We start from the raw sequence: 24,601 nt of genomic DNA on the forward strand, positions 1-24,601 counted from the left end.
AGCACGCACGGCGGGAGCCGAACGCGGGCCGCATTCTAGGAACGGGAAATGGAGGCGTCGAGCAAACCGGCGCGCTTAGCGGCAACTGTTCACGAATGCTGTGGATTTGTGCCCTGCAGCATTTGCAAATGGTCGGGCGAGGGCGGGGCCGCGTCACATCGCCGTCATGCCATCGTCACGACGACCTTGCCGAACGCGCCGCGTTCCAGGTGGTCGAGCGCGGCGGGCAGCGCGTCGAAGCCGTAGCGCGCGGCGATCACCGGCTTGAGTGCGTTCGCATCGACCGCGCGCACCAGCTCTTCGAGCGCACGCCGGTGGCCGACGCCGATGCCCTGCACCGTCACGCGGCCGAGCACCATCGCGTAGAACGACGCGCTCAGCGTGTCGCCGCCGAGCATGCCGATGATCGACACGCGCCCGCCCTGCTTCACGGCCTGCAGCGAGCGGTCGAGGTCGGGGCCGCTGGAGAGTTCGAGCACGTGGTCGGCACCGCGCCCGTGCGTGAGCCGGCGCACTTCGGCGGGCCAGTCGCTGTCGCGCGCGAGCACGTGCGTGGCGCCGAGCGCGCGTGCCGCGGCCTGCTTGTCGGCGCTGCCCGTCACCACGATGGCCTGCGCGCCATGCAGCCGCGCAAGCTGCAGGCCGAACAGCGCGACGCCGCCGGTGCCGTGGACCAGCACCGTCTCGCCCGCGCGCAGGGCACCGGTTTCCACCAGCGCGAACCACGCCGTGAGGCCGGCGCAGGGCAGCGTGCTGGCTTCCTCGAGGCTCAGCGTGGCGGGCGCGGCCACGGCCCAGTTCGCATCGATGCACACGTGCGAGGCCAGCATGCCCGGCCCGGGGCCGCCGAGCAGCGTGGTGTCGGCGTGCCAGTGGCTGTCGATCCAGCCGCCCCAGAAGGTGTTGATCACGCGGTCGCCCACGGCGAAGCGGCGCACGCCCGGGCCCACGGCCACCACGGTGCCCGCCATGTCCGAGCCGGGCGTGAAGGGCAGTTCGAGCGCCATGCCCATGCCGTCGCGCACCATGAGCAGGTCGCGGTAGTTGAGCGCCACCGCGCCCACGCGCACGAGGATCTGGCCCGGGCCCGGCGAGGGCATCGGCGCTTCGGCCTGTGCGAGGTGGGCGCGGCCCAGTCGGGGAAGCTGCCAGCGGCGCAGCACGTCGGGTTCTTGCATCGGAAAAGGCTCCATCGGAAAAGATCGGCCTCGATGCTATTGACGATGAAAACGATCCGGTGGTGGATAATTTTCCGAAGAATGGTGCTTGAAAGTATCCAATGAGCCAACGCCTGCAAGGCATCGAGGAGTTCGTCGCGGCGGTGGAGGCGGGCAGCTTCGCGCTCGCCGCGCAGCGCCTGCACGTCACCCGTTCGGCCGTCGCCAAGAGCATCGCGCGGCTCGAGGCGCGGCTGGACACGCGCCTCTTCTTGCGCACCACGCGCAGCCAGAGCCTCACCGAGGAAGGGCACGGCTACTACGAGCGCTGCCGCCGCGCGCTGGCCGAGCTGGAAGCGGCCGAGGCGCTCACCGACGCCGCGCGCCACACGGCCGCCGGCCTCGTGCGCCTGAGCATGCCGGCGATGCTGGGGCGGCTCAAGGTGGGGCCGCTGCTGCTGGCCCTGGCGCGCCAGCATCCGCAGCTGTCGCTGGAGCTGGCCTTCAACGACCGGCGCGTCGACCTCGTGGAAGAGGGGCTCGACCTGGCGATTCGCAGCGGCGAGCTCGACGACAGCGCGGGCCTCGTGGCGCGGCCGGTCGGCGTGCAGTGGATGCTGCTGTGCGCAGCGCCCGCGTACCTGGCCGAGCGCGGCCATCCGCGCGACTTTGCGGCACTGGTCGCGCCGCACGAGGCCGTGTACTACGCCCGCGACGGGCAGGTCTCGCCCTGGCGCTTTCGCGAAGGCGACGCGGTGGTGGAGGCCGCGCTGCCCTCGCGGCTGCGCTGCGACAGTGCCGAGGTGCTGCTGGAGGCCGCCATCGGCGGCATGGGCCTGGCGCGGTTGCCGGCCTGGCTGGCGGCCGACGCGCTCGCGGCCGGCACGCTGGTGCGCGTGTTCGACGAGCCCGAGCCGTTTGGCTTTCCGCTGCACGTGATCCGCACGCCGAGCCGCTACCTGCCGCTGAAGACGCGCGTGGTGATCGACTGGCTGGTGGCGCACCTGCCGCCGCTGCTGGCGGCGCGCTGACCTCAAGCACCCAAGCCGGCGCTATCCTGCGCTGTCATACAACGTCGAACAACGAGGAGACCCGCCCATGCCTTCATTCGCTCCCCGGCACACCGTGCGTGCCCTTGCCACCGCCTGCCTGGGCACGGCGTTCCTGCTCGGGGCGTCGCAGGCCGCCGCGCAAGGCACCGTCAACGCGCTGTGCAGCACCGACGCGGGTTGGTGCGAGGCGGCCGCCACGGCCTTCACGCGCGAGACCGGCATCAAGGTGCAGCAGGCCCACAAGGGCACCGGCGAAATCGGTGCGCAGCTGCGCGCCGAAGCCGCCAACCCCAAGACCGACCTCTGGTGGGGCGGCACCGGCGACCCCTTCCTGCAGGCCGCCGAGCAGGGCCTGCTCGAGCCGTACCGCCCGGCCTACATCAACGACCTGCACGACTGGTCGGTGCGCCAGTACGCCATGTCGCAGAACATGGTGGGCGGCTTCTACACGAGCGCCATGGGCTTCGGCTTCAACACCGAGCTGCTGAAGAAAAAGAAGCTCGCCGAGCCCAAGTGCTGGGCCGACCTCATCAAGCCCGAGTACAAGGGCGAGATCGAAATCTCGCACCCCGCCACCAGCGGCACGGCCTACACCGTCATCGCGGGCCTGGTGCAGCAGATGGGCGAGGAGCCCGCGTTCGACTACCTGAAGAAGCTGCACAAGAACGTCACCAGCTACACGCGCAGCGGCCAGGCCCAGGCGCCCAACGTGGCCAAGGGCGAGGTGGCGATCGGCGTGAGCTTCATCTTCGGCTTCGAGCGCTGGCGCCACGACAAATTTCCGGTGAAGACCGCCGCGCCCTGCGAAGGCACGGGCTTCGAGATCGGCGGCATCGCGCTCGTGAAGGGCGCGCGCAACAAGGAGAACGCCAAGCGCTATTACGACTGGCTCATGAGCCCCGCGGGCCAGTCCATCGGCGCCAAGGCCGGCAGCCTGCAGTCGCCGGCCAACAAGACCTTCAAGCCCGATCCGCGCATTCCGTCGATGGAGAGCGTGAAGCTCATCAAGTACGACTTCGAGAAGTACGGCAAGGCGGCCGAGCGCAAGCGGCTCATCGACCGCTGGACGCGCGAGGTGGAGTCCCAACCGCGCTGAAAGCGCGGCGCTGAGCCGACACCCGTGTGACAAAGTTCGCGCGGCCTTGCGCTCGTTGTTTTTTGGCGCGACAACCCCAGTTCATAAAGTTGGCAAGGCCGCCGCCCGTCGCGGGCGGCTCGCCTTAGAATTTTTTGGCTTCGATCCCTTTCTTTCCCATGGCTGATTCCTCCAATACCAAACTCCCGTTCCAGGCTGAAGTCGCGCAACTGCTGCACCTCGTCACGCATGCGCTGTACTCCAACAAGGAAATCTTCCTGCGCGAGCTGATCTCGAACGCGTCCGACGCGTGCGACAAGCTGCGCTTCGAGGCGCTCGACCACCCCGCGCTGTACGAAGACCAGCCCGACCTCGACGTGCGCCTGACGTTCGACAAGGCCGCGCGCACCCTCACCATCACCGACAAGGGCATCGGCCTGTCGCGCCAGGAAGCCATCGACAACCTGGGCACCATCGCCAAGAGTGGTACCAAAGACTTCATGAGCCGCCTGAGCGGCGACCAGAAGGCCGACGCGCAACTCATCGGCCAGTTCGGCGTGGGCTTCTATTCGGGCTTCATCGTGGCCGACAAGATCACGGTCGAGTCGCGCCGCGCGGGCCTGCCCGCCGACCAGGGCGTGCGCTGGGTGAGCGGCGGCGCCGGCGACTTCGAGGTGGCCGACATCACGCGCGCCGCGCGCGGCACCAGCATCACGCTGCACCTGCGCGACGATGCCGACGAATACCTCAACGCCTGGAAGCTCAAGCAGATCGTCGGCAAGTACTCCGACCACATCTCCCTGCCCATCCTGATGGAAAAGGAAGAGTGGAAAGACGGCGAGAACGACCAGCCCGGCGACATGGTGAAAACCGGCGAATGGGAAACGGTGAACAAGGCCAACGCCCTGTGGAGCCGCCCCAAGAAGGACATCACCGCCGAGCAGTACGAAGAGTTCTATAAAAGCATCAGCCACGACTTCGAAGCGCCGCTGGCCTGGAGCCACAACCGCGTCGAAGGCAGCACCGAGTACACGCAGCTGCTGTACATCCCGTCCAAGGCCCCGTTCGACCTGTGGAACCGTGACAAGAGCGCCGGCGTCAAGCTGTACGTCAAGCGCGTCTTCATCATGGACGACGCCGAGGCGCTGCTGCCCAACTACCTGCGTTTCGTGAAGGGCGTGATCGACTCGGCCGACCTGCCGCTGAACGTGAGCCGCGAGCTGCTGCAGGAAAGCCGCGACGTGAAGGCCATCCGCGAAGGCAGCACCAAGCGCGTGCTGTCGATGCTCGAAGACCTGGCCAGGAAGCAGAAGACCGCGCCCGAGAGCGGTGAAGGCAAGGTCGACGTGGGCTCGGGCGAATCGGTGCCCGCCCCCGAGCCGACCGAAGGCGTGACCGATGTGGTCGACAAGAACACCACCCCCGCCGCCGAAGCCGCCGCCGAGTACGCCGACGAATCGGGCAAGTTCGCCAGGTTCTACGCCGAGTTCGGCGCGGTGCTGAAGGAAGGCCTGGGCGAGGACATGGGCAACCGTGACCGCATCGCCAAGCTGCTGCGCTTTGCCTCCACCACGAGCGACGTCGCGAGCGTGAGCTTCGCCGACTACAAGGCGCGCATGAAGGACGGCCAGGACGCGATCTACTACATCACGGCCGACAACCTCGCCGCCGCCAAGAACAGCCCGCAGCTCGAAGTCTTCAAGAAGAAGGGCATCGAGGTGCTGCTCATGACCGACCGTGTCGACGAGTGGGCGCTGAACTACCTCAACGAGTTCGACGGCACGCCGCTGCAGAGCGTGGCCAAGGGCGCGGTCGACCTGGGCAAGCTGCAGGACGAAGCCGAGAAGAAGGCCGCCGAGGAAGCCGCCGAGTCGTTCAAGCCGCTGCTCGAGAAGCTGAAAGAGGCGCTCAAGGACAAGGCCGAAGACGTGCGCGTGACCACGCGCCTGGTCGACTCGCCCGCCTGCCTCGTGGTGGAAGACGGCGGCATGAGCACGCAGCTCGCGCGCATGCTCAAGCAGGCCGGCCAGCCCGCGCCCGACCTCAAGCCCGTGCTCGAAGTCAACGCCGAACACCCGCTGGTGAAGAAGCTCGAAGGCTCCGCGCATTTCGACGACCTCGCGAACATCCTGTTCGACCAGGCCCTGCTGGCCGAAGGCGGCCTGCCGGCCGACCCGGCTGCCTACGTGAGGCGCGTCAACGCGCTGCTGGTGTGAACGCCCGGCCGCGCATCGTTCGTCGCGCAGCGGCTGCCACCTCGGCGCTGCTGCTGTTGCTTCTGGTGGGCGGCTGTTCGCACTATCACATCGGCATTCCGATCGTGCCCGGGCTCTCGCTCGGGCTCGGTGCCACGAAGGACGGCAATTTCTCCGTCGGCCTGAACACCGGTTGGGGCCCGCTCGGCGCGGGCGTGGCGCTGCACGACAACGGCGCCGTGACCGGCTCGGCCAGCGTCGGTGTGGGGGTCGGCGTCGGGCCGATCGGCACCGGCGTGGGTGTCGGCAAGAGCGTGGTGCTGCACAACCCGTACGAGACGGCGCCCGCAGCGCCTGGGCAGGCGACGCCGGCCGTGGTGGTGCCTGCCGGCGCACCGGCTGCCACGCCTGTCACCGTTACCAAGGCCGGCGTCACGCGGCCGATGGCTTCGTCGCCGTCGCCACCGATCGCCGCCACACCCGTGCCGGCGGCACGCGTGTCCTACCGCGCCCCCGCTGCGAAAACAGCGGTCGTGGCCGGCGAAGCAGGCACGCCCGGCAACCCCATCGCGCCCTGATGGTCGCGCCCCTCCCACCCCTGACCGCGCCGCGGCCCGGCGCGAGGCTGCCCTTTCCATGAGTCTCAGTACCGAAGCCGTCCTCGCGCTCGCGCCGGACGACGCCTCCGCGAAGGCCGCCAAAGGCCTGCTCGCGCCCGCCAAGTGGCCCACGCTCGGGCATTCCGACGACGCCGTCTGGGGCGAATGCCAGGGCAGCGGCAGCAAGCCCTACCAGACGCAGGTCGACCTGTCGGGGCCCGTGTTCCGCTGCTCCTGCCCGAGCCGCAAATTCCCCTGCAAGCACGGCCTGGCGCTGATGCTGCTGCGCGCGCAGAGCGAAGCCAGCTTCACCGCCGCCGCGCCGCCGCCGTGGGTGGCCGACTGGCTCGCCTCGCGCCGCGAGAAGGCCGAGAAGAAAGAAGCCCGCGCCGCCGAGCCGGCCGCCGCGCCCGATCCCGCTGCCGCCGCCAAGCGCGACGCGCAGCGCTGGAAGCGCATCGAGGCCGGCGTGCAGGAGCTCGCGCGCTGGCTCGACGACCAGACCCAGCGCGGCCTGGCCGCGCTCGGCAGCGAACAGGCCGAAGGCTGGGCCGCCATGGCCGCGCGCATGGTCGACGCGCAGGCGCCGGGGCTCGGCCAGCGCATCACGCAGGCGGCCGAGCTGATCGGCGCCGGCGAGGGCTGGCCCGCGCGGCTGCTCGACCGGCTGGGCCGGCTGCAACTGATCGTCGATGCGGTGCCGCGCCGCGACAGCCTCTCGCCCGCCACGCGCGCCGACCTGCGCGCCGCCCTCGGCTGGCCGCAGGACCGCGAGGCGCTGCTGGCCGACGGCGAACGCGTGAGCGACCACTGGCTCGTGCTGGGCCAGTGCCTGGACGAGCGCGACACCAAGCTGGTCGAGCGCCATGTGTGGCTGCAGGGCCGCGCGAGCGGACGCCGCGCGCTGCTGCTCGACTACTCGCACGGCGGGCGCGGCTTCGAGACCGGCTGGGTCAGCGGCAGCGAACGCGCGGCCGTGCTGTGCTTCTATCCCGGCCATGCCTCGCAGCGCGCGGTGGTGGCCGAACTGCCGGCTGAGGCCGCGTCGACCGCCGCACCGGTCACCGCCCCCGACGAAGCCGGTGAATGGCAACGCATGGCGCAGCAGATTGCGGCCAACCCGTGGCAGCCGCTGCTGCCCCTGGTGTGGGCCGATGCCGTGCCCGCGCGGCACGGCGACCAGTGGTGGCTGCGCCTGGGCGCCGCGTCGCAAGCGCTGCCGATGCAGCTGGCCGCAGCGGAAGCCTGGCAGCTGCTGGCGCATTCGGGCGGTGCGCCGCTGCGCGTGTTCGGCGAATGGGACGGCGAGCAGTTCGCGCCGCTCACCGCGTGGGCGGCTGAGGGTGGAACACCCGTCTGGACCTTGAGCGGAGCACGCGCATGAGCCACTGGAACACCTTGCTGCAGACGGCCCTCGTCGGCACCGCACGCCAACCCGTGCCGGCCGCCGACGGCATGGCCGGCGATTTCGGCGCGCTGCTCCAGGCGCTGCAACAACCCACCGACACCGCGCAGGGCGTGCTGCTGCGCGTCGCGGGCGCCGTGGCCGTCGGCCGCCGCGCGGGCTTCGTCGCGCCGGGCCTGCCGGCCGACGACGCACCGCCCGCCGCCAACGACACCTGCCCCGCGCTCGGCGATCCCGCCTTGCTCGCCGTGATCGCCGATGCGCTCGCCTCTGGCCCGCAGCGCCTGCAGCACGAAGTGCTGGCCGTGCTCTCGACCGCTGGCTGGCGCCTGCCACCCAGCCTGCTGCCCGCCGCGCTCGATGCCGGCCGCCGCGACACCGCACTGCGTCCCGCCGTCGTCCTCGCGCTCGGTGAGCGTGGGCGCTGGCTGGCCGCGCGCAACGACGACTGGCGCTACGCCGTCGGCGCCAGTGCGCAGGCCGACTCGCAGACCCGCTGGGACGAAGGCAGCATCGACCAGCGCCGCGCCGTGCTGGCCGAGCAACGCCGCGACGACCCGGCCGGCGCGCGCGAACGCCTCGCCGCCGAGCTGCCGCAGCTGCCCGCCAAGGAACGCGCCGTGCTGCTCGGCGCATTGGCCGAGAACCTCGGCCCCGACGACGAAGCGCTGCTCGAAGCCCAGCTGAAGGACCGCGCGCGCGACGTGCGCCAGACCGTGGTCGAGCTGCTGCAGCGTCTGCCGGCCAGCGCGCATGTGCGGCGCGTCGAAGCCTTCCTCGCACCGCTGCTGTCGTCGCAAGGCGCGACGTGGCAACTCAACGCCCCCGAGGCCGCCGACCCGCGCTGGAAGGACGACGCCATCGACGCCGCACGCCCCACGCACGACAGCCTCGGCGAGCGTGCCTGGTGGCTCTACCAGCTCGTGCGCCAGATGCCGCTCGCCTGGTGGACCACGCGCACCGGCATGACGCCCGCTGCATTGCTCGACTGGGCCGCCAAGGGCGACTGGCACGACGCGCTGCTGCGCGGCTGGAACGAGGCCGTGCTGGCCGCGCCCGATTTCGACTGGTGCGACGCGCTGCTCGACCGCCCGCGTGCCCATCGTGGCGGCGTGGGCCCGCTGCTGGCGCTGCTGCCGCGCGAGCGCCGCGAGCGCCACTGGGCGACGCAGCTCGGCGATGCGGGGCAGGGCGTGCAGGACGTCGTCGCGTTCGCCGACCAGGCCTGCGCACCCGGCGACACGCCGTCGGCCGCGCTGTCGCTGCGCATCGCCCAGGCGCTGCGCATGCGCGTCGAGCGCGGCGACCTCGTCAACGACTACGTGCTGCGCCAGGTGCTCGGCACCGCCGCCGCGCTGCTGCACCTGGATGCACTGCCGCTGCTGGCCGACCTGCCGCGCGCGGCCGAGGAAAGTCCCGGCCTCGCCAACGCACTGACCGACACCGCGCGCATCGTGCGCGCGCGCCGGCTGGTCGCCACGCTTCCTTCTTCTTCCTCTTCTTCTTCACTTTCAACCTCTTCCCAAGGCCGTCCATGAGCAATGTCCTGCGCCAGCATGCCGAACAGCAATTCGCCGAAGAACTCGAAGCGCTCCAGAAGGTCGACGACCGCCAGCGCCCGGCCAACTGGAAGCTCTCGCCCTGGGCCGTGCTCACCTACCTGATGGGCGGCAAGCTGGCCAACGGCTTCGAGGTCAGCCCCAAGTACATCGGCAATTCGCGCCTGATGGAAATCGCCGTGTCCACGCTCGCCACCGACCGCGCGCTGCTGCTGTACGGCGTGCCGGGCACGGCCAAGTCGTGGGTGTCGGAGCACCTGGCCGCCGCCGTGAGCGGCGACTCGACGATGCTGATCCAGGGCACCGCCGGCACCAGCGAAGAGCAGCTGCGCTACGGCTGGAACTACGCCGAGCTGCTGGCCCATGGCCCGTCTGAAAAGGCGCTGGTGCCGAGCCCGCTGGTGCACGCCATGCGCCTGGGCAAGATCGCACGCGTCGAAGAACTCACGCGCATCCCGGCCGACGTGCAAGATTCGCTGATCACCGTGCTGTCGGAAAAGACCCTGCCCGTGCCCGAGCTCGGCACCGAGGTGCAGGCCACGCGCGGCTTCTCGGTGATTGCCACCGCCAACAACCGCGACAAGGGCGTGAACGAACTGTCGAGCGCGCTCAAGCGCCGCTTCAACACCGTGGTGCTGCCCGTGCCGTCGAGCGAGGCCGAGGAAGTGCAGATCGTCGTCAAGCGCGTCGGCGAGCTGGGCCGCGCGCTCGCGCTGCCGGCCGAGCCGCCCGCGCTGCAGGAAGTGCGCCGCGTGGTGCAGATCTTCCGCGAGCTGCGCAACGGCCAGACCGAAGACGGCAAGACGCGCATCAAGTCGCCCACCTCCACGCTCTCGACCGCCGAGGCCATCTCGGTCATCAACAGCGGCATGGCGCTGGCCGGCCACTTCGGCGACGGCGTGCTGCGCTCGGCCGACGTGGCCTCGGGCCTGATCGGCGCGGTCATCAAGGACCCGGTGCAGGACCAGGTGGTGTGGAAGGAATACCTCGAGACCGTCGTCAAGGAGCGGGCCGACTGGAAGGACCTCTACCGCGCCTGCCGAGAACAACTCTGACGCGAGCCAGCGCATGAGCACGAGCGCGGCGCCTTCGCCGCTGCACTACTTCGGCATCCGCCACCACGGCCCCGGCTGTGCGCGCAGCCTGCTGCGCGCCTTCGAGTCGCTGCAGCCCGACTGCATCCTCGTCGAGGGCCCGCCCGAGGCCGAGCCGCTGCTGTCCTTCCTGGCGCATGCCGACCTGCAACCGCCGGTGGCGGTGCTGATCCACGCGAGCGAAGACACTGGCCTGGCCGCTTTCTATCCCTTCGCCACCTTCTCGCCCGAATGGCAGGCGCTGCAGTGGGGTGCCGCGCGCGGCGTGCCCACGCGCTTCATCGACCTGCCGCAGGCGCACCGCATGGCGATCGAGCAGGCCGCGCGCGCGGCCGACGAGGCCAAGGCGCAAGCGCCTGAAGAAACACCGCTGGGCGATGACGAGACCGACACGGTGCCCGTCGCCGAAACGGTCGAAGTGCCCGAGGAAGAACAAGCGGCGCACACGCTGCCCGACGACCCCTTCGACTGGCTCGCCCATGCCGCCGGCTATGCCGACGGCGAGAGCTGGTGGAACCACATGGTCGAGGAGCGCGGCGACGGTGAAGACCTGTTCGGCGCCATCGCCGAAGCCATGACCGCCGTGCGCGCCGAAACGCCCGAAGACCGGCGCGGCGTGCGCGCGATGGAACGCGAGCAGCGGCGCGAAGCCTTCATGCGGCAATCGATCCGCGAGGCCGTGAAGGCCGGCCACCAGCGCATCGCCGTCGTGTGTGGTGCCTGGCACGTGCCCGCGCTGCAGGGCGCGGCCACCGCCAAGGCCGATGCCGCGCTGCTCAAGGGCCTGCCCAAGCTCAAGGTGCTCGCGACCTGGGTGCCGTGGACCTACCGGCACCTCACGAGCGCCAGCGGCTACGGCGCGGGCATCGATTCGCCGGGCTGGTACGAGCACCTGTGGCAGCAGGGGCACGAGGTGGCGGGGCGCAGCACCGGCTGGCTCGCACGCGTCGCGCGCCTGCTGCGCGAGCACGACCTCGACTGTTCTTCCGCCCACCTCATCGAAGCCACGCGCCTGGCCGACACGCTGGCCGCGCTGCGCGAGCGTCCCGCGCCCGGCCTGCCCGAGCTCGACGAGGCCGTGCGCAGCGTGATCTGCATGGGCGAGCAGGCGCCGCTCACGCTCATCCGCGAGCGCCTCACAGTCGGCGACCGCATGGGCCAGGTGCCGGCCGACGTGCCCACCGTGCCGCTGCAGCGCGACCTCGAGCAGGCGCAGAAGAGCCTGCGTCTCAAGCCCGAAGCCACGGCGAAGACGCTCGACCTCGACCTGCGCCAGCCCAACGACCTGGCGCGCAGCCACCTGCTGCACCGCCTGCGCCTGCTCGATCTGCCGTGGGGCGAGGTCACCGCCGGCCAGCGCGCGAGCCGCGGCACCTTTCACGAGGTGTGGCAGCTGCAGTGGCAGCCCGAGTTCGCGCTGCGCGTCATCGAGGCCAGCCGCTTCGGCGCCACGGTGGCGCATGCCGCCAGCGCGCGCGTGATGGAAGGGCTCGCGGCCGAGACCTCGCTCACCGCACTGGCCGAGCAGGTCGACACCGTGCTGCTGGCCGACCTGCCCGTGGCCGTGCAGGCCGTGACCCGCGCGCTCGAAGACCGCGCCGCGCTCACCGGCGACGCCGTGCAGCTCATCGGCGCCGTGCCGCCGCTGGCCAACGTGTTCCGCTACGGCAGCGTGCGCCAGACCGACAGCGCGCTGCTCTCGCACGTGCTCGACAGCCTCATCGTGCGCGGCGCCATCGGCCTGCCGATCGCCTGCGGCGCGCTCGACGCCGAGGCTGCCGAGTCGCTGCGCACCCGTCTCATCGGCGCGCACGACGCGGTGCGCCTGCGCGACGGCGAAGAAACGACCACCGCCTGGCGCAACGCCCTGCGCGCCATCGCCTTCGGCGAAACCGGCGCGCCGCTGCTGCGCGGCGTGAGCTGCCGCCTGCTGCTCGACGATGCGCAGATCGACAGCGACGGCGCTTCGCAGCAACTGGCACGCAACCTCTCGGCCGGCGCTCCGCCCACCGATGCGGCGGCCTGGCTCGAAGGCTTTCTCAACCGCAACGCGATGGTGCTGCTGCACGACGATGCCGTGTGGTCGCTGGTCGACGGCTGGCTCGCGGGGCTCGGCGAGGAGCACTTCGTGCAGGTGCTGCCGCTGGTGCGGCGCAGCTTCGCGGACTTCTCGGGCGCCGACCGGCGCGCGCTCGGCGAACGCGCCAAGCGCGGCACCGTCGGCGGCACCTTGCCGTCCGCCGTCGCCGCCACCGACTGGGACGAATCACGCGCGGTGCTCGCGCTGCCGCTGCTGCGGGAACTGCTGGGAGTGAAGGCATGAGCGCGAATCCAACGCCCATCGACGAAGAAGAAACCCTGCCGCCCACCGACCGCCTGCAACGTTGGCGCCTCGTGCTCGGCAGCGAGGCCAACGCCAGCTGCGGCGCCATCGAAGGCCGCGTGCGCGAGATCGACCAGGCGCTGGCCGCGCTCTACGAAGCCGACGGCCGGCGCGGCCTGGGGCAGGGCGGGCAGCGCGGCGGCCGGGGCGATTCGGCGCCCAGCGTGGCGCGCTGGCTCGGCGACATCCGCAAGTACTTTCCGAGCCAGGTGGTGCAGGTGATGCAGCGCGACGCGATGGAGCGCCTCAACCTGCGCCAGATGCTGCTGCAGCCCGAGATGCTCGAGAACGCGCAACCCGACGTGCACCTGGTGGCCAACCTCGTGGCGCTGGCGAGCGTGATCCCGGCCGGCACCAAGGACACGGCGCGCGCCGTGGTGCGCAAGGTGGTCGACGAGCTCATGAAGAAGCTCGAGGAGCCGATGCGCAGCGCCGTGAGCGGCGCGCTCAACCGCAGCCAGCGCAACCGCCGCCCGCGCCATTCGGAGATCGACTGGCACCGCACCATCCGCGCCAACCTGCGCCATTGGCAGCCCGAATACCGCACGGTGGTGCCGCAGACGCTGGTGGGCTACGGCCGCAAGGCGCGCCAGCCGCAGCGCGAAGTGATCCTGTGCATCGACCAGAGCGGCTCCATGGCCGCGTCGGTGGTCTATTCGAGCATCTTCGGCGCGGTGATGGCGAGCCTGCCGGCGGTGTCGACCAAGCTGGTGGTGTTCGACACCGCCGTGGTCGACATGACCGAGCAGCTGCAAGACCCGGTCGACCTGCTGTTCGGCGTGCAGCTGGGCGGCGGCACCGACATCAACGGCGCCGTGGGCTACTGCCAGACGCTGGTGCGCGAGCCGCGCAACACCATCCTGATCCTGATCTCCGACCTGTACGAAGGCGGCGTGGAAGACGGCCTGCTGCGCCGCGCCCACCAGCTGGTGGAGGCCGGCGTGCAGTTCATCGCGCTGCTGGCGCTCAGCGACGAGGGCGCGCCCTCGTACGACCGCGACCTGGCCGCCAAGCTCGCCGCGCTGGGCGTGCCCTCGTTCGCCTGCACGCCCGATGCGTTCCCGGGCCTCATGGCCGCGGCCATCAAGCGCGAGGACGTGTCGACCTGGGCCGCGGGGCAGGGCCTGAAGACGAGCCGGGCCGCCCCGTGACGCCGCGCCGCCTGCCGGACCTGAAACGGCGGCGGCTGGCCGCGCTGCTGGGTCTGGTGGCCGGCACGGCCTGGGCGCAGCAGCCCGACGACACCGCGCGGCCGATCCGCTGGATCGTGCCGTTCCCGACGGGCGCGATCGCCGACGTCGTCGCGCGCGCCATCGGCGCCCAGCTCACCATCGACACGGGCCAGCCCGTGCAGATCGAGAACCGGCCCGGCGGCAACACCACGCTCGCCGCCCTCGAGGCTGCGCGCGCACCGGCCGACGGCCACACCGTGCTGTCGGCCGACAACGGCATGTGGGTGTTCAACCCGGCGCTGTACCGCAGCCTGAGCTACAGCCCGTCGCGCGATTTCACGCCCGTCACGCAGCTGGTGCGGCTGCCGATGGTGCTGCTGGTGGGCCCGGCCAGCGGCGTGCGCGATGCGCGCGCCTTCATCGAGGACGCGCGCGCCTTTCCGGGCCGCTTCAGTTTTGCATCGGCCGGCAACGGCAGCCCGCAGCACCTCGCGATGGAACTGCTGGCGCGCGAAGCGGGGCTGGAGATGGTGCATGTGCCGTACCGCAGCGCCGGGCCGGCGCTGGTCGAGTTGGCGGGCGGCCAGTTGCCGTTCGCGATGGGCGAGCTGGCGACGGCGCGCCGCTTCATCCAGGGCGGCCGGCTGCGCGTGCTCGCGGTGGCGAACCCCGCGCGCCTGGTGCAATGGCCGGGCGTGCCGACCTTCGCGGAACTGGGCCTGCCGAAGGTCGAGGCCGCGATCTTCCACGGCCTCGTGGCACCGGCGGGCACGCCGCCCGAGGTGGTGGCGCGGCTGCAGCGCGCGGTGGCCAGCGCCCTGCACAACCCGGTGGTGCAGCGCCGCCTCGCCGAGGCCGGCGTCGAACCGGTGGGCGGCACGCCGGCCGAGTTCGAAACGCTGCTGGCGCGCGAGTCGGCGCGCTGGCATCCGCTGATCCGCGCGCTCAAGCTCTCGTTCGACTGAGCGCGCTACAGGTCAGCGCGCCGCGTCGTCGTTGGGCAGGAACGCGTCGCCCGGCGTCAGCGGCGCATGGCGGTAGCTGGCCGGCGTGCGGCTGAGCTTCACGGGCGCGCCGATGCCGCGGTAGCCGCCTTCCATCTCCACCACCATCTCGCGGTGCAGCGTGTGCGGATGCTGAAGCGCCGCTGCCACCGGCAGCACCGGCGCGGCGGGCACGCCGGCGGCCATCAGCTGGTCGACCAGCGTGCGGCCGTCGAAGGCGGCGAGGGCGGCTTCGAGCTGCTGCTTGAGGCCGTCGCGGTTCACCGAGCGCGCGCCGGCGGTGCGGTACAGCGGGTCGTCGGCCAGCGCGGGCAGGCCGATGCAGCGGCAGAAGCTCGCGAACTGGCGGTCGTTGCCCACGGCCACGAAGATCGGATCGGTGCCCGTGGCCAGCGCGTCGTAGGGGTAGATGTTGGGGTGCGCGTTGCCCGTGCGGCGCGGCGCCGTGCCGTCCATGAACCAGTTGGCCGCGTGCGGGTGCAGCAGCGAGAGGCCGCTGTCGTACAGCGCCGCTTCCACGAACTGGCCGCGTCCGCTGCGGTGGCGCTCCTGCAGCGCGAGCAGCACGCCGATCACCGCGTTCAGCCCCGTCACCATGTCGACCACCGGCAGGCCCACGCGCAGCGGGCCGCCGTCGGCCTCGCCGTTGATGCTCATGATGCCGGTCATGGCCTGCACGGCGGCGTCGTAGCCCGGCAGCGCGCCCAGCGGGCCGTCGGCGCCGAAGCCCGACACGCGGCACCACACGAGGCGCGGAAAGCGCTGCGACAGCGCCTCGTAGCCGATGCCCCAGCGCTCCATCGTGCCGGTCTTGAAGTTCTCGATCAGCACGTCGGCCTCGGCCACGAGTGCCAGCAGTGCCTCGCGGCCTTCCTCGGTCGAGAAGTCCAGGTGCTGCACGCGCTTGTTGCGGTTCAGGCCGTGGTAGTACGAGGCCACGCCTTCCTTGAAGGGCGGGCCCCAGGTGCGCGTGTCGTCGCCCTGCGGCGGCTCGACCTTGAGCACGTCGGCGCCGTGGTCGCCGAGGATCTGGCCGCAGTAGGGGCCGCCGAGGATGCGCGAGATGTCGAGCACGCGGATGCCCGCGAGGGCGCCGGTCGAAGGGGAAGCGGTGGTCATGGGGTGGACTCGGAAGAAGAGGGAGTGGTGCGCGGCACCAGCTTGAAGGTGCCGGTGGCCAGCGCGAGCAGCTCGCCGTCGGCGTTGCGCGCCTCGCCGCGCGCGAAGCACATCGCACGGCCGCGTCGTTCGCACACGGCGGTGGCGATCACGTCGCCGGCGCAGGGCGCGGTGTAGTGCACCGTGATGTCGACGGTGACCACGCCGAAGGCCGTGGGCGCGTGCGAGCGCACGGCGCTGGAGAGCGCGCAGTCGAACAGAACGGCGATCGCGCCGCCGTGCACGTCGCCGCGGCTGTTGGTGTGGTCGGCGCTGTAGGGCATGCGCACGCGCGCGCGCTCGTCGCCGATGGCTTCGCCGCGCAGCGCGAAGGCGCGTGCCATCGGCATGGGCAGGCCGAACAGCACGCCGGCGGGCTCGTTGGTGAAAGCGAAGTCCTGCATGCAGCGCACCGTGGGGTCAGTCGAGCAGGCCGCGCTGGCGCAGGCGCGCCACGCGCTCCTTCTCGCGCGCGGTGGTGGCCAGCGCGTAGCGGCGGTACTGCTCGGGGTCCATCGCGTTGGCCTGCTGGTTCAGTTGCTCCAGCACACGCAGGCCGGCGGGCGAGGCCAGCGCCTTGCGGAAGGCGTCGTGCACGGTCTTCACGCGTGCCGGGTCCATGCCGGCCGGGCCGGCGATGCCGTAGGGCGAATCGATGACCGCGTCCACGCCCTGTTCGCGCAGCGTGGGCACCTGCGGGTAGCGCTTGACGCGCTGCGGCGTGAGCATCACGAGGTAGCGCATCTTGCCGGCGTCGATGTGCGGCACGGCCACGCCCGAGAGCGGCGCGGCGTCGATGTGGCCGCCGAGGATGGCGTTGGTCACTTCGGCGTCGCCCTTGAAGGGCACCATGTTGAGCTGGACCTTCGCCATCTCGGCGGCTTCGTCCATCACGATGCGCGGCGTGCCCACCGCGCCGGTGGCGCCCACGTTGAGCTTGCCGGGGCGGCGCGCGGCATCGGCCGCGAAGTCCTGCCAGGTCTTCCACGGTGCGTCGGCCTTCACGGCGAGGCCGAAGGTGTAGTCGGACAGCATCACCACGTACGAGAAGCTGCGCGCGGGGTCGAAGGCCACCTTGTTGATGAAGGGCTCGCGGTACACCGAGGCCGGCAGCACGGCCAGCGTGTAGCCGTCGGGCGCGGCGCGCACCAGCGCGGCGGCGCCGTTGGTGCCGCTCGCGCCGGGGCGGTTGTCGAGCACCACGGGCTGGCCGAGGGCCTTGCCGGCTTCTTCTGCCACGGCGCGCAGGTGCTGGTCGGTGGGCCCGCCCGCGGCATACGGAACGATCAGCGTGACGGGGCGTTGCGGGTAGGTCTCTGCGGTGGCGGTGCCGGCTGCGGTGAACAGCGCGGCGAGGGCGACCAGGCGTGACAGCCGTTGCGTTTTCATCTTCTTGTCTCCTTGTTTTTTTTTGTGCGTCGTGGCGGTCAGTCGAGCTGTGCGCCGGACTTCTTCACCACGTCCTTCCACTTGGCCGTTTCGCTGCCGATGAACTGCGCGAGCTTCTGTGGCGAGGTGTCCGCCGTGGCTTCCAGGCCCTGCGCGGCGAACATCTGCTTGACCTTCGGCGAGTTGAGCACCTCGGCGAACGCGTGGTTGAGTTTGGTCACGCGGTCGGCCGGCGTGCCGGCCGGCGCGACGATGCCGAAGAACACGCTCACGTCGTAGGGCTTGTGCAGCTGCTCGGTGATGGTCGGCACCTCGGGCAGCGCCTGCGAGCGCGCCGAGGTGGCCACGCCGAGTGCGCGCAGCTTGCCGGCCTTGACGTAGGGCAGCGCGGTGAGGATGTCGGTGAAGGTCATGCTGACCTGGTTGCCCAGCAGGTCGTTGAGCGCCGGGCCCGTGCCCTTGTAGGGCACGTGCAGCAGGTCGGTGCCGGCCACCGAGTTGAACAGCACGCCCGCCAGGTGCGACGAGGCGCCGTTGCCCGACGAGGCGTAGCTGAGCTTGCCCGGGTTGGCCTTGGCGTAGGCGACCAGCTCGGCCACGTTCTTCACCGGCAGGGCCGGGTTCACCACCAGGATGTTCGGCAGGTAGCCGACCTGGATTACGGGCGCGAAGCTCCTGGTCGGGTCGTAGCTGATCTTGCGGTACAGGCTCACGTTGATGGCCAGCGGGCCCGAGGTGCCGAACAGCAGCGTGTGGCCGTCGGCCTCGGCGCGCGCCACGTAGTCGGCACCGATGTTGCCGCCCGCACCCGCGCGGTTCTCCACGATCATGGGCTGGCCGAGCTTGTCGCGCAGCTCGGCGGCGAGCGTGCGCGCCATCGCGTCGGTCGGGCCGCCGGGCGGGAAGGGCACGACCAGCGTCATGGGCTTGGTCGGGAAGGCGCCGGGCTGGGCCTGTGCGGCGGGCGTGGCCGCGAGCAGCAGCGCGGCGCAGGCGGTGCCGAGGATGAGGCTGAGTCGTTGTCGCATGGGGTCTTGTCTCCGTTGTTCTCGAAAAGGGGCTCAGGCCGCTGTGCGTACGAGCGCGGCATGCCAGTCGGCGGGCAGCGCGTCGGGCGCCAGCGGGTCGCGCGGCAGCACGCGGTGCAGCAGCACCAGCTGGGCCCAGCGCAGGCGCGCGGCGGAGCCGCCGGCCGAGGCCTCCCAGGCCATCGCGGCGGCGCTGGTGCAGTGGTACAGCGCCGATGCGGCCTGGCGCGCGAGCACGTCGCCGCCTTCGCGCGCGGCGGTCTCGGCCAGGGCGCAGGCGCGGGCCATGGTGTCGCGCAGCGCGGCGGCAAAGGCCGGCGTGAGTTCGGTGGCGTCGGCGATCAGCTTTTCGACGTGCGCGCGCAGCACGGGCAGCGAGCCTTCGCGCTTCACGGCGCGGATCACGTCGAGCGCCACGATGTTGCTGGTGCCTTCCCAGATCGAGCCCAGGTGCGCGTCGCGCACGAGGCGCGGGTCGCTCCACTCCTCGATGTAGCCGCAGCCGCCGCGCACTTCCATCGCATCGCCCGTGACCTGGCGCGCGTCGCGGCAGGCGCGGAACTTGATGAGCGGCGTGAGGATGCGCAACAGCGCATAGGCATCGGGCTCGCCGGCGTCGGAGCGCGCCAGCGCCTGCGCGGTCTGGCAGACCATGGTGCGGGCCTGCTCGGACGGCACGCGCAGCTTGTCGAGTTGGCGCTGCATCAGCGGCATCTGCTCGAGCGCGCGGCCGAAGGCGCGGCGCTCGGAGGCGATGTACTCGGCCTCGGCCACCGCGCGGCGCATCAGGCCGGCGGAGCGCACGCCGTTGGACAGGCGCGAGTTGTTGACCATGTCGGCCATCTGCTGGAAGCCGCGACTTTCCTCGCCCACGAGGTAGGCCACGGCGCCTTCGAGGCGGATCTCGCCGCTGGCCATCGAGCGCGTGCCCAGCTTGTCCTTCAGCCGGATGATGCGGTAGTGGTTGAGGCTGCCGTCGTCGAGCTCGCGCGGCAGCAGGAACAGCGACACGCCCTTCATGCCCGCAGGCGCGTCGTCGGCGCGCGCCAGCACCATCGCAAAGCCGGCGTCGGGGTTGGAGCAGAACCACTTGTCGCCGGCCAGGCGCCAGCTGCCGTCGGCCTGGCGCTGCGCGGTGGTGGCGGTGGCGGCGATGTCGGAGCCGGCGGCCTGCTCGGTCATGAACATCGCGCCCTGCGCGAGCTCGTCGAAGTCGAGCGAGGTCAGGCGCGGCAGGTACTTGGCGACCAGCTCGGGCGCGCCGAACTTCTTCAGCGTGCGCGTGAGCGAGTCGGTCATCGAGACCGGGCAGCACAGGCCGAACTCGGCCTGCACGAAGAGGTAGGTCAGCACGTACTTGACCAGCGGCGGCATCTTGCCTTGCCAGCCCAGCGTCTCGTCGCGGTGCGAGATGGCGGCCAGGCCGAATTCGCTGAGCGCCAGGCGCTCCATCTCGACATAGGCCGGGTGCTTGATGACCTTCTGCTCGTCGATGCCGGTGCGCGTGCGCTGCTTCAGCGTGGGCGGGTTGCGGTCGGCGGTGCCGGCCAGGTCGTCCAGCAGGCCGCCCGCCAGGCCGCCCAAGCGCTCGAAGTGCGGGCGCATGTGGGTGCGCAGGGCCTCGGGCAGATACAGCGCGAGCAGCGTGTGCAGCTCGGTGTCGGTGGTGAAGAGGTTCTGGCCGTGGCGATCGGGGATCGGGTGCGCGGCGGCTGTGGCAGCGGAAGCAGCGGGTGTGGGCATGCGGGCGTCTCCTGGTTCGCCGCATTGTTGAGTTGGCAATGATCCGTGTCTAATATTGATTTGGTCTTGTACGATTTGATTTAACTATTCATGGAACTGCGGCACCTGCGCTACTTCTCCGTGCTCGCCGAAGAGCTGCACTTCGGGCGCGCCGCGCGCCGGCTGGCCATTTCGCAGCCGCCGCTGTCGGTGGCGATCCGCCAGCTCGAAGACTCGGTGGGCGCGCGCCTGTTCGAGCGCAACAGTAAGGAAGTGCGGCTCACGCCCGCGGGCGAGGCGCTGCGCGTGTCGGCGCGGCGCGTGCTGCTGCAGGCCGAGGAGGCCGCGCTGGAGGCGCGCGACGTGGCCACCGGCTCGGCGGGCCGGCTGCGCATCGGCTTCGTGGGCGCCATGCTCTACCGCGGCCTGCCGCCCGCGCTGCGCGCGTTCCAGGCGCGGCATCCGGCGGTGCGCATCACGCTGAGCGAACTCAATTCGGGCGTGCAGATCGCCGAGCTGCTGCACGACCGGCTCGACCTGGGCTTTGTCCACACCAGCCGCATGCCGGCCGAGCTGCAGCACCGGCTGCTGCTGTCGGAGCCCTTCGTGGCCTGCCTGCCCGCGGGCCATGCGCTGGCGCGCAAGCGCGTGCTGGCGCCGGCCGACCTGCGTGATCAGCCCTTCGTGCTGTTCTCGCGCGAGGCCTCACCCGACTACCACGAGCGCATCCTGTCGATCTGCGCCGACGCGGGCTTCCTGCCCGAGGTGCGCCACGAGGTGCGGCACTGGCTGGCCGTGGTGTCGCTGGTGTCGCAGGGCATGGGCGTGGCGCTGGTGCCGCAGGCGATGCGGCACTCGGCGCTGCGCGGTGCGGTGTTCCGCCCGCTCGACCGCGCGGTGGCGCAGTCGGAGGCCTACGGCGTGTGGCGCGCCGGGCCGGTCAATGTGCTGGTCGAGCGGCTGCTCGAAGGCGTGGCGCAGAGCCTGGCCGCGAACGCCGCTCAGTGATCACGCGTAGAGCGGCTCTTCCGCCATCTGCTCGCACTGGTCTTCCAGCACGAGGATCTGGCCCTTCCAGTAGTCGCTGGAGCCGAACCACGGGAAGTTGATCGGGAAGATCGGGTCTTCCCAGCGCCGTGCCAGCCAGGCGCTGTAGTGGATGAGCCGCAAGGTGCGCAGCGGCTCGATGAGTGCCAGCTCGCGGCGGTCGAATTCGCGGAACTGCTCGTAGCCGTCGAGCAGGCCCGACAGCTGCGCCGTGCGCTGTGCGCGGTCGCCCGACAGCAGCATCCACAGGTCTTGCACCGCAAAGCCCGTGCGCGCGTCGTCCAGGTCGACGAAGTGCGGGCCGCCGCCGGGGCGGTCGGTGGGCGTCCACAGGATGTTGCCGGGGTGCACGTCGCCGTGCAGGCGCAGCTTGCGCGGTTTGAAGTCGGAGGCCGGCGGCTGCAGCGCCAGGGCGGTGGCGCGGACCATGTCCAGCGCTTCGTTGCAGGTCTTTTCCCATTCGCGCTGCATGTCGAGCGGGATCTTGTCGTTCTCCAGCAGCCAGTCGCGCGAGTCCAGCCCGAAGGTCTGCAGGTCGAGCGCGGGGCGGGCCTCGAAAGGCTTGGCGCTGCCCACCGTGTGGATGCGCGCCAGGAAGCGGCCCACCCATTCGAGCACCTCGAAGTTGTCGAGTTCGGGCGCGCGCCCGCCGCGGTAGGGGCTCACGCTGAAGGCAAAGCCGGCGTGGTGGTGCAGCGTCTTGCCGTCGAAGGCCAGCGGCGGCACGGCCGGCACCTCGCCGGCGGCCAGTTCGAGCGAGAAGGCGTGCTCTTCGAGGATCTCGGCCTCGCTCCAGCGGCCGGGGCGGTAGAACTTGAGCACCACCGCAGGATGGGGGTTCGGGTCTTCCAGGTAGACCTGGTAGACCCGGTTTTCATAGGAGTTCAGGCCGGTGAGGCGGCCGTCGCCGTGCAGGCCGAGTGTCGCGAGCGCGTCGAGCACCACGTCAGGCGTGAGGCTCTCGTAAGGATGGGTGTTCGCGGGCGCGACAGAAGAAGGGGTCATGCGGCGATTGTCGCCACATGGGCCCCGTGCGGGTCAGCGAGCGCCCGCTTGTTTGTAAAGCGAAAGGATATGGCCGGTGCGCGGGTCGCCCTTGCCCGCCAGCACCTGCGCGTAGGCGGCCTGCACCGCTTCGCCGCCGTGGTGGTGCTCGGTGTGCAGCCAGGGGTTGCTGGCGTCGGTCACCGTGGCCAGGAAGCGGTGCCACGCGGCCACCATGCGCCGCCCGAACTCATCGGCGCCCCATTCGGTGGTGCGCTTCTTGATCTGCGCCGGCGCGAAAAACAGCGTGGCGCGCGGGCCGGTCAGGCTCTTGCCCGCGCCCTTGGCGGCGAGCTGCTCCACATGCGTGCCGCCGATCGAGCTGCTGTACTTGAGGTTCGTGAAGCGCTCGTGGATCGCGGTGCGCAGCTCGCCGTTGCCGGCGAAGTCGATGTACACGCACGGCGTGTCCGCCGCGATGGTGTCGAGCGCGTCGTAGGTCACCACGCGGTCGTAGCAGCCCAGGCTCTGGCAGAAAGCCACGTTGGCGGGCGAGGTGAGGCCGACCACCTCGATGCCGTCGCGCTGGTGCAGCTGGAAGGCCGTGCCGTAGGCCGTCTTGCTCGAGGCGCTCGACAGCAGCATGGTGGTGGCGCCGAAGAAGTCGTTGTCGGCCATGAAGTCGTCGATGAGCCACGAGGTGATGAACAGCGGGCGCAGCAGCGCCTGCAGGTCTTCGGTGTCGGTGGTGTACAGCGGGTCGGCGTTGCAGCGGAAGTACTGGTTGTAGACCGCGGGCAGCTCGGCGCGGTGCGCCGCCGCGTCGGTGAAGCGCGAGGGCGAGAGCCGGTCGGGGCTGAGCACCGCGCTCGTGGACATCGGCCAGTAGCCGTAGATCCGTTCGCCCACGGCCACGCCCGGGTGCTGCGACTGCACTACGCTGGCAAAGCCCCACACCGGGATGCTGCCCCAGCCTTCTTCCTCTGAGGGAAAGAACTGCCAGTAGCTCATCGCATCGCCGAAGGCGGCGTAGGTGATGTTGTTGGAGGTGAGCGCAAAGCTGTCGATGCGCACGCGCACCTGGCCGTCGGTCAGTGGCCGGTCGGAGGTGTCGGTGTGCAGGCGCGCGGTGGCCAGCTGGTCTTTGCGGATCAGGAGGTGGGTGGTGCTCATGGGGTCGATCTCCACGGGTGTGTGTTGAAGACGGGGGGCGGGACGGGCGAGACGTGCGGCCACATTAGCCAAGCTTGGTGAAAGGCGCTATCTCGGCGTGCGTTTCGGCGTCACCCGTGAGACAGACATGAAAAAAGCGCCCGGGCTTGGGGCCGGGGCGCTTTTTTTCGTGAAACCGTCAGAGCGGAATCAGACGATGGTGAGTTCCACGTCGATGTTGCCGCGCGTTGCGTTCGAGTACGGGCAGACCTGGTGGGCGGTGTCGACCAGCAGCTTCTTCTGTGCGTCGTCGAGGCCGGGCAGCGAGATCGCCAGTTGCACCGAGATGCCGTAGGCCGCGCCGCCGTTCGTCGGGCCGAGGGAGACCTTCGAGTCGATGGCGACTTCTTCCGGCACCTTGACGCTGATCTTCGGGCCGACGGCCTTCATGGCGCCGATGAAGCAGGCGGCGTAGCCGACCGCGAACAGCTGCTCGGGGTTGGTGCCGGGCTTGCCCGAGCCGGGCGAGCTCAGCTTGACGTCGATGGCGCCATCGCTGGACTTGCCGGCGCCGTCACGGCCGCCGACGGTGTGGGCTTCTGCGGTGTAGAGAACTTTGTCGAGCTTGGTGGTCATGGTGATTTCCTTTGGTCAGGGGAGTGGTGATGAAAGGGCTTCTTCTCACGAAGCCGGGGAGAACTCTGGATGGGTTGTTTGTGTGTCAGGCGGCTTTGCGGATGCGGTCGCGCAGGGTCTGGATCTGCTGCGTGAGGGCGATCAGCTCGGGGACGGAGCATTCGGCGGCGGCCATGAGGCACTCGGGGACGTTGGCGGCACGGGACTTGAGCTTGCGGCCTGCGGGGGTGAGCGTGATGTGGACGCGGCGCTCGTCTGCGACGTCGCGGACTCGGGATACGTAGCCGTTGGCTTCGAGGCGCTTGAGGAGCGGGGTGAGGGTGCCGGAATCCAAAGAGAGACGCTCGCCTAGGGCGGAGACGGTGGGGCCGTCTTGCTCCCAGAGGGCGAGCATCACCAAGTATTGGGGGTAGGTGAGCTGGAGCTTTTCGAGCAACGGCTTGTAGAGACGGGTCATTGCCAAGGAGGCGGAGTAGACGGCGAAGCAGAGCTGGTTGTCTAGCTTGAGCAGGTCGTCTGTGTTGGGTTTCGTTGGCATGGGTTGAATTGTAGTTCGCAATTGAATTGTGTGCAATGTAGTTGTTTGGGATTGGTTTTGGGGGGTGCTTTCCGGGGCCGGGTCTCGCCCCGGCGGGCGACTCACTTTCTTTGCTTCGCCAAAGAAAGTAAGCAAAGAAAGGCGACCCCACTGTCTGCGTCCCTTCGCTTCGCTACGGGCAACCTGCGGTGCTCGCGTTTCGCGGGGTCTCGCAGAACTCGCTTCGCTCAAACAGCTGCGAGCCCTGATCCG

Annotated in this window: 21 protein-coding genes; 11 read left to right on the forward strand and 10 right to left on the reverse strand. The window is 70.5% G+C overall.

Annotated elements, in window-relative coordinates; translation table 11 throughout:
- Positions 1 to 164: 164 nt before the first annotated feature.
- Positions 165 to 1,178 carry a zinc-dependent alcohol dehydrogenase family protein gene (locus tag AC07Y4_RS17195; RefSeq protein WP_487847461.1) on the reverse strand — a complete coding sequence of 338 codons (1,014 nt, stop codon included), beginning with the start codon at positions 1,176 to 1,178 and terminating at the stop codon, positions 165 to 167.
- A gap of 101 nt (positions 1,179 to 1,279) precedes the next feature.
- Here AC07Y4_RS17195 and AC07Y4_RS17200 point away from each other — a divergent pair, with 101 nt between their 5' ends.
- The 10 genes from AC07Y4_RS17200 (at position 1,280) to AC07Y4_RS17245 (ending at position 14,656) form a co-directional block, all read left to right on the forward strand.
- Complete coding sequence (locus AC07Y4_RS17200; protein WP_487847460.1) at positions 1,280 to 2,188, forward strand: LysR substrate-binding domain-containing protein; 909 nt, start codon at positions 1,280 to 1,282, stop codon at positions 2,186 to 2,188.
- Between the two features lie 67 nt (positions 2,189 to 2,255).
- The gene (locus tag AC07Y4_RS17205; protein WP_487847459.1) at positions 2,256 to 3,305 is read left to right on the forward strand and encodes an ABC transporter substrate-binding protein; all 1,050 of its coding nucleotides are present in this window, start codon (positions 2,256 to 2,258) and stop codon (positions 3,303 to 3,305) included.
- Between the two features lie 158 nt (positions 3,306 to 3,463).
- Positions 3,464 to 5,500, forward strand: a complete 2,037-nt coding sequence (htpG, locus tag AC07Y4_RS17210; protein WP_487847458.1) for a molecular chaperone HtpG — start codon at positions 3,464 to 3,466, stop codon at positions 5,498 to 5,500.
- Positions 5,497 to 6,057, forward strand: coding sequence for a hypothetical protein (locus AC07Y4_RS17215; protein WP_487847457.1), 561 nt, complete (start codon positions 5,497 to 5,499; stop codon positions 6,055 to 6,057). The genes htpG and AC07Y4_RS17215 overlap by 4 nt, the downstream gene beginning before the upstream one ends.
- A 58-nt stretch (positions 6,058 to 6,115) precedes the next feature.
- Entirely contained in the window at positions 6,116 to 7,462 is a 1,347-nt protein-coding gene (locus tag AC07Y4_RS17220; RefSeq protein ID WP_487847456.1) for an SWIM zinc finger family protein, read from the forward strand.
- Entirely contained in the window at positions 7,459 to 9,021 is a 1,563-nt protein-coding gene (locus AC07Y4_RS17225; protein ID WP_495274837.1) for a DUF5691 domain-containing protein, read from the forward strand. The genes AC07Y4_RS17220 and AC07Y4_RS17225 overlap by 4 nt, the downstream gene beginning before the upstream one ends.
- Positions 9,018 to 10,097: an AAA family ATPase gene (locus tag AC07Y4_RS17230; protein WP_062482644.1), complete on the forward strand. Its 1,080-nt coding sequence runs from the start codon at positions 9,018 to 9,020 to the stop codon at positions 10,095 to 10,097. Before AC07Y4_RS17225 ends, AC07Y4_RS17230 begins: the two co-directional genes overlap by 4 nt.
- A gap of 13 nt (positions 10,098 to 10,110) precedes the next feature.
- Complete coding sequence (locus tag AC07Y4_RS17235) at positions 10,111 to 12,459, forward strand: DUF5682 family protein (RefSeq protein WP_487847454.1); 2,349 nt, start codon at positions 10,111 to 10,113, stop codon at positions 12,457 to 12,459.
- A complete protein-coding gene (locus AC07Y4_RS17240) occupies positions 12,456 to 13,670 on the forward strand; it encodes a VWA domain-containing protein (RefSeq protein ID WP_062482648.1) in 1,215 nt (404 codons plus the stop codon). Before AC07Y4_RS17235 ends, AC07Y4_RS17240 begins: the two co-directional genes overlap by 4 nt.
- Positions 13,667 to 14,656 (forward strand): Bug family tripartite tricarboxylate transporter substrate binding protein, encoded by a 990-nt coding sequence (locus tag AC07Y4_RS17245; protein ID WP_487847453.1) that lies wholly within the window; start codon positions 13,667 to 13,669, stop codon positions 14,654 to 14,656. The genes AC07Y4_RS17240 and AC07Y4_RS17245 overlap by 4 nt, the downstream gene beginning before the upstream one ends.
- A 12-nt stretch (positions 14,657 to 14,668) precedes the next feature.
- Here AC07Y4_RS17245 and AC07Y4_RS17250 read toward each other — a convergent pair whose 3' ends face one another.
- From AC07Y4_RS17250 to AC07Y4_RS17270, 5 genes are read right to left on the reverse strand one after another with little or no spacing between them, the layout of a single operon-like run.
- The gene (locus tag AC07Y4_RS17250) at positions 14,669 to 15,814 is read right to left on the reverse strand and encodes a CaiB/BaiF CoA transferase family protein (RefSeq protein WP_487847452.1); all 1,146 of its coding nucleotides are present in this window, start codon (positions 15,812 to 15,814) and stop codon (positions 14,669 to 14,671) included.
- On the reverse strand, positions 15,811 to 16,257 hold the full coding sequence (locus tag AC07Y4_RS17255) for a PaaI family thioesterase (RefSeq protein ID WP_487847451.1): 447 nt from the start codon (positions 16,255 to 16,257) through the stop codon (positions 15,811 to 15,813). Before AC07Y4_RS17255 ends, AC07Y4_RS17250 begins: the two co-directional genes overlap by 4 nt.
- A gap of 16 nt (positions 16,258 to 16,273) precedes the next feature.
- Positions 16,274 to 17,242, reverse strand: coding sequence for a tripartite tricarboxylate transporter substrate binding protein (locus AC07Y4_RS17260; RefSeq protein ID WP_487847450.1), 969 nt, complete (start codon positions 17,240 to 17,242; stop codon positions 16,274 to 16,276).
- Between the two features lie 38 nt (positions 17,243 to 17,280).
- Complete coding sequence (locus AC07Y4_RS17265; RefSeq protein ID WP_095747087.1) at positions 17,281 to 18,270, reverse strand: Bug family tripartite tricarboxylate transporter substrate binding protein; 990 nt, start codon at positions 18,268 to 18,270, stop codon at positions 17,281 to 17,283.
- A 33-nt stretch (positions 18,271 to 18,303) separates the two neighbouring features.
- On the reverse strand, positions 18,304 to 20,013 hold the full coding sequence (locus tag AC07Y4_RS17270) for an acyl-CoA dehydrogenase family protein (RefSeq protein ID WP_487847449.1): 1,710 nt from the start codon (positions 20,011 to 20,013) through the stop codon (positions 18,304 to 18,306).
- 90 nt (positions 20,014 to 20,103) lie between these two features.
- On the opposite strand from AC07Y4_RS17270, the gene AC07Y4_RS17275 reads away from it, so the two are divergent.
- Positions 20,104 to 21,000 carry a LysR family transcriptional regulator gene (locus tag AC07Y4_RS17275; RefSeq protein ID WP_487847448.1) on the forward strand — a complete coding sequence of 299 codons (897 nt, stop codon included), beginning with the start codon at positions 20,104 to 20,106 and terminating at the stop codon, positions 20,998 to 21,000.
- On the opposite strand, the gene AC07Y4_RS17280 is transcribed toward AC07Y4_RS17275, so the two are convergent.
- From AC07Y4_RS17280 to AC07Y4_RS17295, 4 genes are all read right to left on the reverse strand, one after another.
- Positions 21,001 to 22,044: a serine/threonine protein kinase gene (locus tag AC07Y4_RS17280; RefSeq protein ID WP_487847447.1), complete on the reverse strand. Its 1,044-nt coding sequence runs from the start codon at positions 22,042 to 22,044 to the stop codon at positions 21,001 to 21,003. It lies immediately after the preceding gene.
- A gap of 33 nt (positions 22,045 to 22,077) precedes the next feature.
- A complete protein-coding gene (locus AC07Y4_RS17285; protein WP_487847446.1) occupies positions 22,078 to 23,196 on the reverse strand; it encodes a DUF2855 family protein in 1,119 nt (372 codons plus the stop codon).
- A gap of 189 nt (positions 23,197 to 23,385) precedes the next feature.
- Complete coding sequence (locus AC07Y4_RS17290) at positions 23,386 to 23,811, reverse strand: organic hydroperoxide resistance protein (RefSeq protein WP_062481095.1); 426 nt, start codon at positions 23,809 to 23,811, stop codon at positions 23,386 to 23,388.
- Positions 23,812 to 23,896: 85 nt separating this feature from the next.
- Positions 23,897 to 24,349, reverse strand: a complete 453-nt coding sequence (locus tag AC07Y4_RS17295; RefSeq protein ID WP_487847445.1) for a MarR family winged helix-turn-helix transcriptional regulator — start codon at positions 24,347 to 24,349, stop codon at positions 23,897 to 23,899.
- Positions 24,350 to 24,601: the final 252 nt, after the last annotated feature.

The sequence above is a fragment of the Variovorax sp. GW460-12-1-14-LB1 genome, assembly GCF_059423605.1.

Bases quoted from the DNA above. Each gene is read 5' to 3' on its own strand.
- AC07Y4_RS17195 (WP_487847461.1), bottom strand. From the start codon at position 1,178: ATGCAAGAACCCGACGTGCTGCGCCGCTGGCAGCTTCCCCGACTGGGC.
- AC07Y4_RS17200 (WP_487847460.1), top strand. From the start codon at position 1,280: ATGAGCCAACGCCTGCAAGGCATCGAGGAGTTCGTCGCGGCGGTGGAG.
- AC07Y4_RS17205 (WP_487847459.1), top strand. From the start codon at position 2,256: ATGCCTTCATTCGCTCCCCGGCACACCGTGCGTGCCCTTGCCACCGCC.
- htpG (WP_487847458.1), top strand. From the start codon at position 3,464: ATGGCTGATTCCTCCAATACCAAACTCCCGTTCCAGGCTGAAGTCGCG.
- AC07Y4_RS17220 (WP_487847456.1), top strand. From the start codon at position 6,116: ATGAGTCTCAGTACCGAAGCCGTCCTCGCGCTCGCGCCGGACGACGCC.
- AC07Y4_RS17225 (WP_495274837.1), top strand. From the start codon at position 7,459: ATGAGCCACTGGAACACCTTGCTGCAGACGGCCCTCGTCGGCACCGCA.
- AC07Y4_RS17230 (WP_062482644.1), top strand. From the start codon at position 9,018: ATGAGCAATGTCCTGCGCCAGCATGCCGAACAGCAATTCGCCGAAGAA.
- AC07Y4_RS17235 (WP_487847454.1), top strand. From the start codon at position 10,111: ATGAGCACGAGCGCGGCGCCTTCGCCGCTGCACTACTTCGGCATCCGC.
- AC07Y4_RS17240 (WP_062482648.1), top strand. From the start codon at position 12,456: ATGAGCGCGAATCCAACGCCCATCGACGAAGAAGAAACCCTGCCGCCC.
- AC07Y4_RS17250 (WP_487847452.1), bottom strand. From the start codon at position 15,814: ATGACCACCGCTTCCCCTTCGACCGGCGCCCTCGCGGGCATCCGCGTG.
- AC07Y4_RS17255 (WP_487847451.1), bottom strand. From the start codon at position 16,257: ATGCAGGACTTCGCTTTCACCAACGAGCCCGCCGGCGTGCTGTTCGGC.
- AC07Y4_RS17260 (WP_487847450.1), bottom strand. From the start codon at position 17,242: ATGAAAACGCAACGGCTGTCACGCCTGGTCGCCCTCGCCGCGCTGTTC.
- AC07Y4_RS17265 (WP_095747087.1), bottom strand. From the start codon at position 18,270: ATGCGACAACGACTCAGCCTCATCCTCGGCACCGCCTGCGCCGCGCTG.
- AC07Y4_RS17270 (WP_487847449.1), bottom strand. From the start codon at position 20,013: ATGCCCACACCCGCTGCTTCCGCTGCCACAGCCGCCGCGCACCCGATC.
- AC07Y4_RS17275 (WP_487847448.1), top strand. From the start codon at position 20,104: ATGGAACTGCGGCACCTGCGCTACTTCTCCGTGCTCGCCGAAGAGCTG.
- AC07Y4_RS17280 (WP_487847447.1), bottom strand. From the start codon at position 22,044: ATGACCCCTTCTTCTGTCGCGCCCGCGAACACCCATCCTTACGAGAGC.
- AC07Y4_RS17285 (WP_487847446.1), bottom strand. From the start codon at position 23,196: ATGAGCACCACCCACCTCCTGATCCGCAAAGACCAGCTGGCCACCGCG.
- AC07Y4_RS17290 (WP_062481095.1), bottom strand. From the start codon at position 23,811: ATGACCACCAAGCTCGACAAAGTTCTCTACACCGCAGAAGCCCACACC.
- AC07Y4_RS17295 (WP_487847445.1), bottom strand. From the start codon at position 24,349: ATGCCAACGAAACCCAACACAGACGACCTGCTCAAGCTAGACAACCAG.